The following is a 13,986-nucleotide window of genomic DNA, read 5'->3' on the forward strand; positions in this document are numbered from 1 at the left end:
CTGAACCAGAAACGTCCTGATCCGTAAGCTTATGTAGCCTGCTTTGTTGATCTTGCAACGGACAACCCGATAGGACCCGAAATGAGTGTGACCGAAACCACCACGATACCGGAACAAAATGTCGCCGCGTCTGGTGAAGAGCCAAAACAGACAATTGATGTGCAAAACCTGAAGCTGCGGCTGCAGGGGCCGGCCGGGATTGTCGAGATCCTTAAAGGTGTTGATCTTGCGATTGGTGCAGGCGAGCGCGTCTCGCTGGTCGGTCCGTCGGGGTCGGGCAAAACATCGCTTTTGATGGTGATCGCCGGACTGGAACAAGCCCAGGAAGGTGTGGTGAAGGTCTGCGGCAAGGACCTTCGCGCCCTTGATGAAGACGGCTTGGCGCTTTATCGCCGTCATCATGTCGGCATCGTGTTTCAGGACTTCCACCTGATCCCGACCATGAGCGCGTTGGAGAACGTTGCGCTTCCGATGGAATTCGCCGGCCGCGCCGATGCGTTTGAGAAGGCACGTGAAGAATTGGAACTTGTCGGGCTGGGTCACCGCACCGATCACTATCCCGGCCAGCTATCAGGCGGGGAGCAGCAGCGCGTTGCGCTTGCACGTGCACTTGCGACCGATCCGGAGCTTTTGCTGGCCGACGAGCCGACCGGTAACCTTGATGGCACGACCGGTGAAACGATTATCGAATTGTTGTTTGATCTGACCAAACGGCGCGGCTCGACCCTGCTTTTGATTACCCATGATCCCGCCCTTGCCAAGCGGTGCGACCGCACCGTGATGCTGCGCGACGGCGAAATCGTTTCGCATCTGGAATCGCAGTCATGAGCACATCTGTTTCCCCCTCTGACGGTGCAGACCGCCTGTGGTCCATTGCCTGGCGGGTCTGCCGGCGCGAGTTGCGCGGCGGGCTTTCGGGCTTTCGTATTTTTCTGGCGTGCCTTGCGCTTGGCGTCGGGTCGATTGCCGCTGTCGGAAACGTTTCGGAATCCGTTCTTTCGGCACTTGAGCGTGACGGGCGGAAGCTTTTGGGTGGCGATGTTGAACTGCGCCTGACCCATCAGGAAGCCACCGGCGATCAGATCGAATGGCTAACCGCGAACACCGAACGCGTGGCCGAACTGGCGACCATGCGCACAACAGCCTATGGCCCGGACCAGCGCCGGTTGGTGGAGCTTAAGGCGGTTGATGATGCCTATCCGCTGTTTGGCGAGATGGAGCTTGCCGATGGCGTGCCGTTTGACGGAATCCTTGACCAAAAAGATGGCGTCTGGGGGGCTGTGACCGAGGCCGGATTGCTTGAACGGCTTCGCATCAATGTCGGGGATACGGTTGCCCTTGGCGATATTGATGTTCAGATCCGTGGCGTGATTGCGACCGAGCCTGACAAGGCGGTTGGCTTTTTCAACTTCGGCCCGCGCCTGATGGTATCGATGGACGGGTTGATGGAGACCGGGCTGGTGCAGCCGGGCAGTCTGATCCGCTATTATTACGCATTGGATATCAATGATAATGAAACCCCGACCGCGTTTCGCGAACGGCTTGAAGAGCGGTTTGAAGATGCGGGCTGGCGCATACGCGATACGGCCAATGCCAACCCGGGCCTTAAGAGGTTTATCGAGCGCCTGACCCTGTTCCTGACGCTTGTTGGTCTTTCGGCGCTTCTGGTTGGTGGCATTGGTGTGGCCAATGCGGTGCGCAGCCATATCGAAAGCAAAACATCCGTCATCGCCACGCTGAAATCGATTGGCGCGTCGCACGGCTTGGTGCTTCGGATTTATTTCCTGCAGATCCTTGTTCTGGCCCTGATCGGGATTGCCATCGGGCTTCTGATCGGTGCGGTAACACCTGCGCTTATCGCGCCGCTCTTGTCCGGGCGGTTGCCGATTGATGTGACGCTGGGTCCGGCATTGCCATCCTTGATCATTGCAACAAGCTTTGGCGTTCTGACCACCCTGGTGTTTGCGCTGCCATCCTTGTTGCGCGCACGTGAAATCCCGGCGGCACGATTGTTCCGTGCCAGTGCCGGCCTGTTTAGCGGCAGTCCGGTGCGCAAGCGTGACCTGCCCTATATCGGTGTGCCGTTGGTGCTGTTGCTGATCCTCACAGTGCTAACCGCGACCGACAAGGCGATTGCCCTTGGCTTTATCGGCGGGTCGGCGGCAGCTGTGGTGATTTTCACCTTTGCAGGACAAGGTATCGTATCCCTTTCGAAACGGTTGATTACAGGTCGCAGTGCCTTTTCCAGACTGGCGCTTGCCAACCTGCACCGTCCGGGCGCCAGCACGGTGCCGGTTGCATTGTCGCTTGGCTTGGGGTTGACGTTGCTGGTGACGATTTCAGGGATCGAGGGCAACCTTGATAACGAGATCAATGAGAACCTGCCGGACTCTGCCCCGGCCTTCTTCTTCCTTGATATTCGCCCCGATCAGATCGAGCAGTTCCGAGGCCAGCTTCTGGCGCAGGATAATGTTTCGGATATCGAACAAACACCGATGCTGCGGGGGCGGGTAACGGCGGTTGATGGTGTTAATTCCAACGATGTCGGACCGGGTGATGATCGCTGGTTCCTGCGCGGGGACCGCGGGCTTACCTTTGCCGCCACCCCACCGCCGGAAACCAAGCTGGTGCGCGGCGAATGGTGGCCGGCCGATTACAACGATGCGTCCAAGCCGCTGGTGTCGATCAGCGCGGATATCGGCAATGCGTTTGATCTTGAGCCCGGCGACACATTGACCGTCAATGTGCTGGGCCGCGATATCACGGCCGAGATCGCCAACTGGCGGGAGATCGAATGGCAAAGCCTGCGCATGAATTTCGCGATGGTGTTTTCACCGGGCCTGATTGACAAGGCCCCCTATAGCCTGATCGCCACCGCCCATATGCCGCGCGAAATGGAAGAACCGGTTGATCGCATGATCGGCATGGACTTCCCGAATGTCTCGGCCATCCGGGTACGTGAAGCGCTGGAAGCGGCCAATGCCATTCTGGCCGGGATCGGAACGGCCCTTAATGCGACCAGCATGATCGCAATTGTCGCCGGCGTGCTTGTGCTTGGCGGGGCGGTTGCGGCCGGTCGGCGCAAGCGCATTTATGATGCCGTGGTGCTCAAGACCCTTGGCGCAACACGGGCCAACATCCTTTATGCCTATGCGCTGGAATACGGCATCCTTGGCCTTGCCACCGGGGTGATTGCCGCCGTGGTCGGATCGGTTGCCGCCTGGTCAGTGCTGGTGCTGATCATGGAAGCCAACTGGGTTCTTCTGCCGATGACCATTCTGGGTCCGATTGCGATTGGCCTGTTTGCCACGCTGGCGGCGGGCTTTATCGGCACATGGCAGGCCTTGCGCAGCCCGGCAGCACCGTTGTTGCGCAACGAGTAGGCCCACTACTGCCAAAACGTGAAACAGATAAGGCCGGATCCAGATGGACCCGGCCTTGTTTTTTGCAAAAACCGTTTCGAAAACGATCTGAATTGACTGATTGAGGATCAGGCAATGTCGCGGAGCGCCCGCCTGACGACCTTGCCGGTGGTTGTCATCGGCAATTGATCAAGGAAAGCGATCTCGCGCGGGTATTCGTGTGCGGCCAAACGGGTTTTCACGAAGTCCTTGATTTCGCTTTCAAGCGCCGGGCTTTGGGCAAAGCCATCGGCCAGCACGACAAAGGCCTTTACGATCTGGCCGCGCTGCTCATCAGGTTTGCCAATCACACCGGCCATGCGCACAGCCGGATGGCCAATCAGGCAATCTTCGATCTCGCCCGGACCGATGCGATATCCGGCCGAGCTGATCAGATCATCGTCCCGCCCGACAAAGCGAATATAACCATCGGCATCGACACAACCCATATCACCGGTCAAAAGCCATTCGCCGACAAACTTATCGCGGGTGGCCTCGGGATTGCGCCAGTATTCCAGGAACATCACCGGATCGGGTGCACGCACAGCAATGCGGCCCATTTCACCGGGTTCAAGCACCTTGCCGCTCAGATCAATCACCGCGACATCGTGGCCGGGCACCGGACGGCCCATCACACCGGGTTTGGGTTCCATGATCGACTGACAGGAACTGACCACCATGTTGCATTCGGTCTGACCATAAAACTCGTTGATGGTGAGGCCGAACACACGACGCCCCCAATCAAGAAGTTCCGCACCCAATGTTTCGCCACCACTTGCAATAGAACGGAGTTTAAAATTGAACCTTTGCGCCATATCATCGCTAGCTGCGCGCATCATCTTGAGCGCGGTTGGCGGCAGAAAGGTATTGCGCACACCATATTCGGCCATCAGGCGAAAGGCATCCTCGGGCGTGAATTTTTCAAACCGGTGGGCGACAACAGGTACGCCGTGATGCCATGCGGGCAACAAAACATCCAAAAGCCCACCAATCCAGGCCCAGTCAGCGGGGGTCCACATGACATCACCGTCTTCGGGGAAGAAGTCATGTGACATTTCAACACCGGGCAAATGGCCCAACAAAACCCGGTGCGCATGCAGCGCGCCTTTCGGCTGACCGGTGGTGCCGGATGTGTAAATGATCAGGGCCGGTTCATCAGCACGGGTATTGACCGGTTCGAATTCATCACTGGCTTCTGACGACAGGGCCTTGAAATCAAAACATTGATCGGGCGCGCCATCGATCACATAGACATATTCAAGGGCCGGCAGAAGATCGCGGATTTCGGCAATCTTGGCCGCCCCTTCGCGGTCTGTCACCAAGGCCTTGGCCGCGCAGTTGCCCAGCCGGTATTCCAGCGCATCGACCCCAAACAGGGTAAAGAGCGGCACGGCAATGCCGCCCATCTTGTAGGTCGCAACGTGGGCAATCGCCGTTTCCGGGCTTTGAGGCAAAAGAATCCCGACCCTGTCACCACGCCTGATGCCATGACGGCGCATGACATTGGCAAAGCGGTTCGACAGGCGTTTGATCTGTGCAAATGTGTAGTCGCGGCGCGTACCATCACGCCAGCGATGCATCAATGCCAGACGATCCGGGTCATCCGCCCATTTGTCGCAAACATCGACACCGATATTAAAATGGGTTGGCACGTTCCAGGCAAAGCGTGAACGTACCGCCGCATAGTCTGAACGACTGCCCAGCATGTTTCCTCCCTGAATTCGCCGCTGTTCTTTGTTTTTGGGTGCGGCAAATGTTGCTGAGCATGCTAGTGGCAATCGTGCGAAATTGGAAGGTCTGTCTGCGTGGCACTGATGGCTGGTATTTAGCTGCCCGGATCAAGCAGGAAGGTGAAGTTGGCGTTCTGTCCGACATCGGTCGTTGCTCGGGCATGACAGCCAAGGCAGGTGGCATCAGACTGATCCTGCATGAAGCTTTCAAGCGTGCTGTTGGTCAAAAAGCGCGGTACTTCGCCAATACCAAACGGTTCACCGCCGGGATTGCCGATCCATTGCGTGCCGAGCAGCATATAATTTGCAAGGACGCTGTCGTTCAGTTTGGTCTGCCAGACAAAGTTGCTTTCAGCCGTGCCGGAAAATAGCCGCCAGCAACGTACAATATCGGGCGGGGTCGGATGATCCCCGGACGCAAGGCGCGCATAAGGCGGGTTGTCTGCCCATTTCAGAATCCCGGATATCGGTTGATTGGCCGGGCTGCCGGCTGGCAGTTGGCCGCCATAAAAGGCGAATTCGCCTTCGACCGCTTCGGGCACGAGACAGCCGTCTTCAAACGGTTGCTTGGTGATGATGCTGTTGGGGCGCCGGGCATTGGCGGCCAAGGGCACATTGTCGATATGTTCGAAACTCGACCAGATCCAGCGATCCCCATTGCCGCTGGCGACCCGTTGGACAAGATGCATGCCAACCAACCCGACCGTGACATCAAGACATTTCGCCCGGCCATCAATGGTCTGATCGCCCGCAAGTGATATTCGCGCCGGGCGGGTGAAATAACGATCCCGACTTGTCGCATCCGCATTTGGCAAAATACGCCAGGAAAACTTCAGAAGCTGTGCCCCCATCATACCGGGGGCAGAGGCTGGAATAGCAGGGCCGGACGCGTTTGCGGCATCATTGGCAACCGCATCAGCAGAAGCGAGTTTTACCTTCGTTGCGACATCAGCCTGCAGATGGCCGGTGGGGAAATCGATGTTTTTCCCGGACGTGGCAAAGTCGGCACGCCCGGCTGGCGTTTGTAGGTTGTTTGCGATGATATAGTCGGCAGCGACCGGATTAATGCGGGTTTCGAAAAGAACGAAATTGCCCGCCTGATCAATCAGAACATCACCGGTAGATTGCAGATAACTTGCCAGCAGCAAATGCCCGTCGGGAAGATCATCGGCACAGGCGGGATTCGGATAGGTCACCTCGGAAAACAAGTCGCGCCGGGTCGGGAAACTTTCCCATAAGGCTGCCTGATCGGGATGATCGAGCGGCGCCATCAGCGATGTGAAGGCTTGCCAGGAGAACCGGTCAAACGGGCGCTGGGCGTGATAGGCAAGGAAACGATAAACAAAGCTGGCGTCGAATTCCGGCACATCGACCGGCGCGATAGCACACGGCCCCGTGCCACGGCCATCGGCACAGAATTCTGCATTGTCATAGGTGTCGGTAAAAACCGGAATATCGCCATCACCGGCCGCACGTTTCAGACCGGCATTTTGCGCATGCCCGACCGTCGCGGCAGTCAGCACACACACAATGACCAGGCCCAGTTTTGCCACGGCATGCGCCAACACCCCGACAGGGGTCAATATGGGCATATCGAGTGCGATGGAACGTGACATGATCCAGGGCCTGTGTACGTTTCACGACGGTTTTGTTCATCCCGTAAGGGCACCATCATAGACCGGTTTTCAAAACGTGTCGCCAATATGCGATTTCACGATAGCGTAACATCCAGGGTGAACAAGTTCACATCTGACGGCGGCCCGGAGTTGCACAATCTGTCAAAACGTTGCTTTTCCCGGAAATCCTGCCATATTTTGATCATCGCAGAATTGTATACCTATGTTCTGCTCACAATTGGATCAAAGAGGGATTTCAATGGCTTTTGAAACGCGTCAACGCGGCTATGACGTCTCGGTTGGCCGGTCGGCGGCCGAGATCGATGAAGGTCTCCGCGCCTATATGCTGCGTGTCTATAACTACATGGCATCCGCACTTGCCCTGACCGGTATCGTGGCAATGGCTGTGTCGACCAGCCCGACCCTGATGCAGGCTATTTTCGGCACCGGACTGCACTGGATTGTCATGCTGGCCCCGATCGGGCTTGTGTTCTTCCTGAGCGCGCGCATCCACAAGATGAGCTTTGGTGCCGCACAGGCGACATTCTGGATCTACGCCGCAATGATGGGTCTGTCCCTTGCGTCGATCTTCCTGGTTTACACCGGTGAGTCGATCGCGCGCACGTTCTTCATCACCGCGGGTACCTTTGGTGCGATGAGCCTGTTTGGCTATACCACCAAGAAAGACCTTTCGGGCTGGGGCAGCTTCCTGTTCATGGGTCTGATCGGTATCATCATCGCAATGGTGGTGAACATCTTCCTTGCCAGCACGATGCTGCAGTTCGTCATTTCGGCGGCTGGTGTTCTGATCTTCACGGGCCTTACCGCCTATGACACCCAGCGCATCAAGGAAGAATATCACGAGCATGACGATGCAACGACCGCAGGCAAAAAAGCCCTGTTTGGTGCGCTGCGTCTGTATCTCGACTTCGTGAACCTGTTCATCATGCTGCTGCACTTCTTTGGCAATCGCGAATAGAAGTTGCCCGGCAGTCGCAGTCAAAACCCCGCAGCATCCGCTGCGGGGGTTTCTTTTTGTCTTTGCTCAGGATGGGCTCAGGACGCGTTTGCAGTGTCTTTGCCAAGACCACCGGTTGCGTCCATAAGCGTCTTGCGATGTCCAAGCTGCGACAGGAAGTTCTCGGAGCGGGTAAAGCCGCCTGACGCGGCACGCGCAGCACCCTTTGCACCGGCTTCGTTAAATGCCTCGTAGGCCTGTGAATAGCTCATCCGGGCGTGGGTGAGCATTTCGATATCCTTGTGCAGATTGCCGTTGGTCAGATAGACGGTGGCAAGCGCAAACATGATCCGACCCCAGATATAGGGATGATCCCGCCGTGTGCAGACTTTAAGGGCGGCCTGAAATACCGGGACAACCTGCGTATCGGGAATGGTCACATCGCGAATGGTGGCAGACGATACAATCGCATCCGCCAGACCATAGGCGATCAACGCATAAAGCGGGCCGTGAACGCGTGCATTGATCATGCCAAGCGCCCGGCGGTAATGCCCAGCACCCTTGTCCACGATCTTGGCATCTTCCTTGTCCTTGCCGGTCAGGACCATGGCCTCGCCAAGTTTGCAGATCGAAAGGGCACGATCCACCGGCGAGCCCATCGAAAGTTCGATCCTGCGTTCCAGCATGCGCCAGATCGCTATCGACAACTCGCCAGAGCGCGCCTTGAGGTTTGCGATCAGTGACCAGTTCACAAGCGATCCATAAAGGGCGAGTGCGGCCGTGGTGCGGGGATCGACCTTGGAAAAATCCGTGACACGATCAAGCAATTCCGAAAGCTGGCTGGTTGGTGCGGCCGGATCATTTTCCGCCAGAGCTTCGCCCTTGAGACCGGTTGGTGCAGCGGTTTTTCCGGTGGCGGCCACTGGTTTCTCGGCAATATCGGCCACCATCTGGCGGATATAGGGTTCCATGACACGAAGCGCACTTGCGCAATAGGAACGATCACCGGTTTCCGACAGGACAAACGCCCCGAACCCATAGGCCAGCGCCGCACCGGCGCCAGCGTGCGAAAAGACTTCACCGCCCAGAACGCGGTCCTGAAGGTCTTCCATGATCGCCGCCAGACGCGCAATCTGAAGGGCGCGCTGTTCGCCGCCCCGGGATGTCAGGACAAGCTGCGCGTTCAACAGCACCCGCAATGCCTCGGCAACGTCGGAATGGGTCGGCTGACGGAAGATATAGGTCTGGGGCAGCATCAGGTCATAAAGCGACGATGTCAGGGCATCGCTGACCAGATAAAGGTTAAGATACCCGGTGCTGGCATCCTGACGCCCCCAGAAGACCGTATCGGCATCCTTGCGGTGCGCCATATTAAGAACGCTTAGTTGCGCTTCGCGTATGGCCTGAAACGGATCGGCTGCATCAGGATTTGGTGTAAAGAACTGATCAATCCGAATCCCTTCGCTTTCGGGGACGGACGAGACAGCGGCTGTCACGATATCTGAAATATCATCAACGGAACTTGCACCGATATGGGCGTTGGGTTCAGCAGGCGTGAAGCGGGCGATGGCATATCGGCACAGGACATCATCTGTCGCCAGAATATCTCTGGGAGCACCCCCCGTATCATCGACAGTATCGGCACCTGTGATCAAGGATTTGAACACAAGGCCAACCATTGACCAGAAACCAGCCATTGTTGTCCTTATCTGTTCCCTGCTTCTCGGAGCCTGAACAGCAGGGATCTCAAGACTTTAGTAGGGACATTTTCGTCCTACAAATCAGGTTGGTCAATGGCGTGGGTTGTCATTTCACTCATACCGAAGAATAGGGTGCACGATCCCAAAAAGGGTGAAATGACATCCAACAAAACAGTGTTTTACCGGGTTCAGGACTCCCAGGGCCGTTTGCGCTGTCGCGATGCGTTGGGCGTGGAAGAAGCGGTTTTTGATGAATTTCGACCCCAAGGGCCGAGGGATGGGGCCGCCTTGGCAACACCGGCACCCTGCCCTGCCGGACGGCCCGGTGCATTACTTGCAGGCGTGCCTGACATTTCCTTCAGGCGCGCGATGCGGTTGGCCATGTTGGGGTGGGTTGAAAACAGGTTATCAACACCTTTGCCCGACAGCGGGTTGGCAATGTACATGTGGGCCATCGCCGGGTTGCGTTCGGCATCCATGTTCGGGATGGCGTGAACACCCTTATCCAGCTTGTTCAGCGCACTGGCCAGCCACATCGGATGGCCACAGATTTCTGCCCCGATCTTGTCGGCCTCATATTCACGGGTGCGCGAAATTGCCATTTGCACGATCATCGCCCCCAAGGGTGCGAGAATGGCAATCAGGATCATGCCGATCCCGCCCAGCGGGTTATTGTTGTCGCGGTTCCCACCAAACATGCCGGCAAACATTGCGAAGTTGGCCAATGCGGAAATCGCCCCGGCGATGGTCGCGGTGATGGTCATGGTCAGGGTATCGCGGTTTTTGACGTGGGCCAGTTCATGGGCCATGACTCCAGCGATTTCGTTGCGATCAAGCAGTTTGAGCAACCCTGTGGTCGCCGCCACCGCCGCGTTTTCCGGGTTTCGCCCCGTGGCAAAGGCATTGGGCTGCGGGTTTTCAATCACATAGACTTTGGGCATCGGCAGGTCGGCATTGCGCGCAAGGTCACGCACCATCGCCACCAGTTCGGGGGCTGTTTTGTCATCGACCTGCCGGGCACTGCGCATACGCAGCAGCATCGCGTCCGAATTCCAATAGGCGAACACATTCATGGCGGCTGCAAACAGCAGCGCGATAATCATGCCCTGTTGGCCGCCAATCATCATGCCGACCGCGCCAAACAGCGCCGTCAATCCGGCCAGCAACAAACCTGTACGCACATAGTTCATGGTCGAAAACCCTTATCGACAAACATTCCGACCGAAAGATAAGGCGAAGTCCGGCCAAGGCAAGGGCCATCGAACCAAACTGAGATATGGCTCACATCAGAAAACCAAAACGGGGCCGACTTGCATCGGCCCCGTTCGGGAATTTAAAACAGCCGGACCGGCGGGGTCGGGGGAAAAAGACGGTCCGGCTGTTTATGCAACGATATCGGTCACTCCGCAGGCTGGTGTGTTTCAGCCTCATCAAGTGAACGAACGTCGTTGCGCCGGCCAATCATGCGTACAAGAACATAAAAGACCGGGGTCAGGATCAGGCCAAATATCGTCACGCCCAGCATGCCCGAGAACACGGCAATACCAATCGCGTGGCGCATCTCGGCACCGGCACCACTGGACAGAACCAGCGGGACGACACCCATGATGAAGGCCAGTGAAGTCATCAGGATCGGGCGCAGACGAAGGCGGCTGGCCTCGATTGCGGCCTGAACGGTGCTGCGGCCCTGATGTTCAAGTTCGCGGGCGAACTCGACAATCAGGATGGCGTTCTTTGATGCCAGTCCGGCCAGCACAAACAGGCTGATCTGGGTGAAGATGTTATTGTCACCCCCGAACAGATAGACGCCAAAGATGGCTGACAGGATGCTCATCGGGACGATCAGGATCACCGCCAATGGCATGGTCAGGCTTTCATATTGTGCTGCCAGCACCAGGAACACGAGCAGGATACAGATCGGGAAGACAAAGATCGCTGTATTACCCGCCAGGATCTGCTGATAGGTCAGCTCCGTCCATTCATAGGACATGCCGGGTGGCAAGGTTTCATCAAGGATCTTGGTGATCGCCGCCTGTGCATCGCCACTGGAATATCCAGGTGCCGCGTTGCCATTCAGATCGGCAGAACGGAACGCGTTATAGCGCATTGCCGTATCCGGCCCGAATGTTTCGGAGACCGACAGCACAGAACCAAGCGGCACCATGTCGCCGTCCGCGTTGCGGGTTTGCAGGCGCAGGATGTCATCGGGGCTTGAACGATATGGCTTGTCTGCCTGCGCGATCACCTGATAGGTGCGGCCAAAGGCATTGAAGTCATTGACATACATCGACCCCAGATAGACCTGCATGGTCCGGAAGATTTCATCAACCGGGATGCCAAGCTGCTGAACCTTGGTACGGTCAAGCGTTGCCTGAAGCTGTGGTACGTTGATGTTGTAGCTTGAAAACACACCGGTCAGTTCCGGTGCGGCCCATGCCTTGGCAAGGACCTGTTTCATTGCATCATCAAGCGCACGATAGCCCTGATCGGAGCGATCCTGTACTTGCAGCTTGAAGCCACCGACGGTGCCAAGCCCCTGCACCGGCGGTGCCGGGAAGATGGCGACAAAGGCTTCATCAATCGCACCAAATTTCTGCTGGAGCTTGACGGCGATGGCAAGACCCGACAGATCATCGCTTTTGCGTTCGGCAAAATCCGTCAGTGTGACAAATACGATGCCGGCACTTGAGCTGTTTACAAAACCGTTGATCGAAAGCCCCGGGAAGGCCACAGCACTTTCAACACCGGGTTCGCGAAGCGCGATGTCAGACATTTCACGAATGACGTCTTCGGTCCGGTCCAGCGTCGCGCCCTGCGGCAACTGGGCAAAGCTGACAAGGTACTGCTTGTCCTGAAGCGGTACGAAGCCTGTCGGCAGGATCTGGAAGCCCTGATAGGTCAAGGCCAGAAGACCGACATAAAGCACCATCATGATGGCCTTCACACCCAGAAGGCGCTTCACACCACCGGCGTAAAGATCGGTGCTGCGGTTAAAGAACCGGTTGAAGGCGCGGAAGAACCAGCCAAAGACAAAGTCCATCCCGCGTGTCAGCCAATCTTTTGGCGCGTCGTGACTGCGCAGAAGCACAGCCGACAAGGCCGGGCTCAGCGTCAGTGAGTTGACGGTGGAAATGATCGTGGCAATGGCGATGGTCAGGGCAAATTGCTGATAGAACTGGCCGGTCAGGCCGGAAATAAAGGCAATCGGCACAAACACACCGGTGATGACAAGTGAGGTCGCAATGATCGGTCCAGTCACTTCGCGCATGGCAGCAACCGTTGCATCGCGCGGTGAAAGACCACGCTCGATGTTTCGTTCAACGTTTTCGACGACGACAATCGCATCATCGACCACGATCCCGATGGCCAGGATCAAGCCAAACAGCGACAGCACGTTGATCGAAAAGCCCATCAAAAGCATCAGCGCAAAGGTACCGATGATCGATACCGGCACGGCCAGCAACGGAATGATCGACGCACGCCATGTCTGCAAGAACACTGTCACCACGACAACCACAAGGGCGACCGCCTCAAGCAATGTCATGATGACCGACTTGATCGAACCACGAACAAACACGGTCGGGTCATAGACAATCGAGTAGTCCAGATCGTCCGGGAAGTTCTGTTTGAGTTCTTCCATGGTGGCGCGGACGTTGCTTGAAATATCAAGCGCGTTCGAGCCCGGCGATGCAAAGATCGGGATTGCCACCGCCGGCTTGTTATCAAGCAGGGAGCGCAGCGCATATTGCTGGGCTTCCATTTCGATGCGCGCAACATCGCCCAAACGCGTGATCGTGCCGTCAGTTTCGCGTTTGATGATGATGTTTTCGAACTCTTCCGGGCTTTCGAGACGACCGCTGATATTGATCGGCAACTGGAACTGCACACCAGTGTCATAAGGCGCACCACCAATGATGCCGGCTGCGACCTGTACGTTCTGGCTTTGGATGGCTGAAACCACCTCGCCCGCGGTCAGGTTGCGTTCGGCAACCTTGTCGGGGTTGAGCCAGACACGCATGGCGTAATCGCCTGAACCAAACAGCCCGACCTGCCCGACACCGGTGATACGCGCCAGACGGTCACGCACATTCAGCGTCGCGTAGTTCCGCAGATACAGCATGTCATAGCGTTCATTGGGCGAACGCAAATGCACGACCATGGTCAAATCAGGCGAACGTTTGGACACCGTGACACCAAGCTGGCGCACGATATCAGGCAGGCGCGGCTCGGCCTGCGAAACACGGTTCTGGACCTTTTGCTGGGCCAGATCCGGGTCGGTGCCAATTTCAAACGTCACCGTCAGGGACAGATTGCCGTCGGTGGTGGCCAGTGAGTTGATATAAAGCATCCCCTCAACCCCGTTGATCTGTTCTTCAAGCGGGGAGGCAACTGTTTCGGAAATCTCGGCCGGGTTCGCACCGGGGAATTTGGCTTCGACCACGATCGAGGGCGGCACGACTTCCGGATATTCGGAAATCGGCAAACGCCACATGGCAATCAGGCCCGCCAACAAGATCAAGACGGACAGGACGCCGGCAAAGATCGGGCGATCCACAAAAAAGCGGGAAAGATTCTGCATGT

Annotated in this window: 8 protein-coding genes; 3 read left to right on the plus strand and 5 right to left on the minus strand. The window is 57.0% G+C overall.

Going from position 1 to position 13,986, the window contains the following annotated elements:
* Positions 1–81 precede the first annotated feature (81 nt).
* Complete coding sequence (locus TH4_RS04220) at positions 82–828, plus strand: ABC transporter ATP-binding protein (protein ID WP_064780069.1); 747 nt, start codon at positions 82–84, stop codon at positions 826–828.
* Positions 825–3,383, plus strand: a complete 2,559-nt coding sequence (locus TH4_RS04225) for an ABC transporter permease (RefSeq protein ID WP_064780070.1) — start codon at positions 825–827, stop codon at positions 3,381–3,383. The genes TH4_RS04220 and TH4_RS04225 overlap by 4 nt, the downstream gene beginning before the upstream one ends.
* 107 nt (positions 3,384–3,490) lie before the next feature.
* On the opposite strand, the gene TH4_RS04230 is transcribed toward TH4_RS04225, so the two are convergent.
* Complete coding sequence (locus TH4_RS04230; protein WP_064780071.1) at positions 3,491–5,107, minus strand: acyl-CoA synthetase; 1,617 nt, start codon at positions 5,105–5,107, stop codon at positions 3,491–3,493.
* Positions 5,108–5,226: 119 nt separating this feature from the next.
* Positions 5,227–6,747 (minus strand): hypothetical protein, encoded by a 1,521-nt coding sequence (locus tag TH4_RS04235; protein ID WP_245227732.1) that lies wholly within the window; start codon positions 6,745–6,747, stop codon positions 5,227–5,229.
* A 259-nt stretch (positions 6,748–7,006) separates the two neighbouring features.
* Between TH4_RS04235 and TH4_RS04240 the strand changes: the two genes are divergently transcribed.
* Positions 7,007–7,726, plus strand: coding sequence for a Bax inhibitor-1/YccA family protein (locus tag TH4_RS04240; protein WP_008888536.1), 720 nt, complete (start codon positions 7,007–7,009; stop codon positions 7,724–7,726).
* A 77-nt stretch (positions 7,727–7,803) separates the two neighbouring features.
* On the opposite strand, the gene TH4_RS04245 is transcribed toward TH4_RS04240, so the two are convergent.
* The 3 genes from TH4_RS04245 to TH4_RS04255 form a co-directional block, all read right to left on the minus strand.
* Entirely contained in the window at positions 7,804–9,402 is a 1,599-nt protein-coding gene (locus TH4_RS04245; protein WP_064780072.1) for a hypothetical protein, read from the minus strand.
* A 191-nt stretch (positions 9,403–9,593) separates the two neighbouring features.
* A complete protein-coding gene (gene htpX, locus TH4_RS04250; RefSeq protein ID WP_064780073.1) occupies positions 9,594–10,595 on the minus strand; it encodes a zinc metalloprotease HtpX in 1,002 nt (333 codons plus the stop codon).
* Between the two features lie 209 nt (positions 10,596–10,804).
* Positions 10,805–13,984 (minus strand): efflux RND transporter permease subunit, encoded by a 3,180-nt coding sequence (locus tag TH4_RS04255; protein WP_064780074.1) that lies wholly within the window; start codon positions 13,982–13,984, stop codon positions 10,805–10,807.
* Positions 13,985–13,986 lie beyond the last annotated feature (2 nt).

The organism is Thalassospira tepidiphila MCCC 1A03514, assembly GCF_001662875.1.
Lineage (GTDB): Bacteria > Pseudomonadota > Alphaproteobacteria > Rhodospirillales > Thalassospiraceae > Thalassospira > Thalassospira tepidiphila.

Bases quoted from the DNA above. Each gene is read 5' to 3' on its own strand.
- htpX (WP_064780073.1), bottom strand. From the start codon at position 10,595: ATGAACTATGTGCGTACAGGTTTGTTGCTGGCCGGATTGACGGCGCTG.
- TH4_RS04230 (WP_064780071.1), bottom strand. From the start codon at position 5,107: ATGCTGGGCAGTCGTTCAGACTATGCGGCGGTACGTTCACGCTTTGCC.
- TH4_RS04225 (WP_064780070.1), top strand. From the start codon at position 825: ATGAGCACATCTGTTTCCCCCTCTGACGGTGCAGACCGCCTGTGGTCC.
- TH4_RS04255 (WP_064780074.1), bottom strand. From the start codon at position 13,984: ATGCAGAATCTTTCCCGCTTTTTTGTGGATCGCCCGATCTTTGCCGGC.
- TH4_RS04240 (WP_008888536.1), top strand. From the start codon at position 7,007: ATGGCTTTTGAAACGCGTCAACGCGGCTATGACGTCTCGGTTGGCCGG.
- TH4_RS04245 (WP_064780072.1), bottom strand. From the start codon at position 9,402: ATGGCTGGTTTCTGGTCAATGGTTGGCCTTGTGTTCAAATCCTTGATC.
- TH4_RS04220 (WP_064780069.1), top strand. From the start codon at position 82: ATGAGTGTGACCGAAACCACCACGATACCGGAACAAAATGTCGCCGCG.
- TH4_RS04235 (WP_245227732.1), bottom strand. From the start codon at position 6,747: ATGTCACGTTCCATCGCACTCGATATGCCCATATTGACCCCTGTCGGG.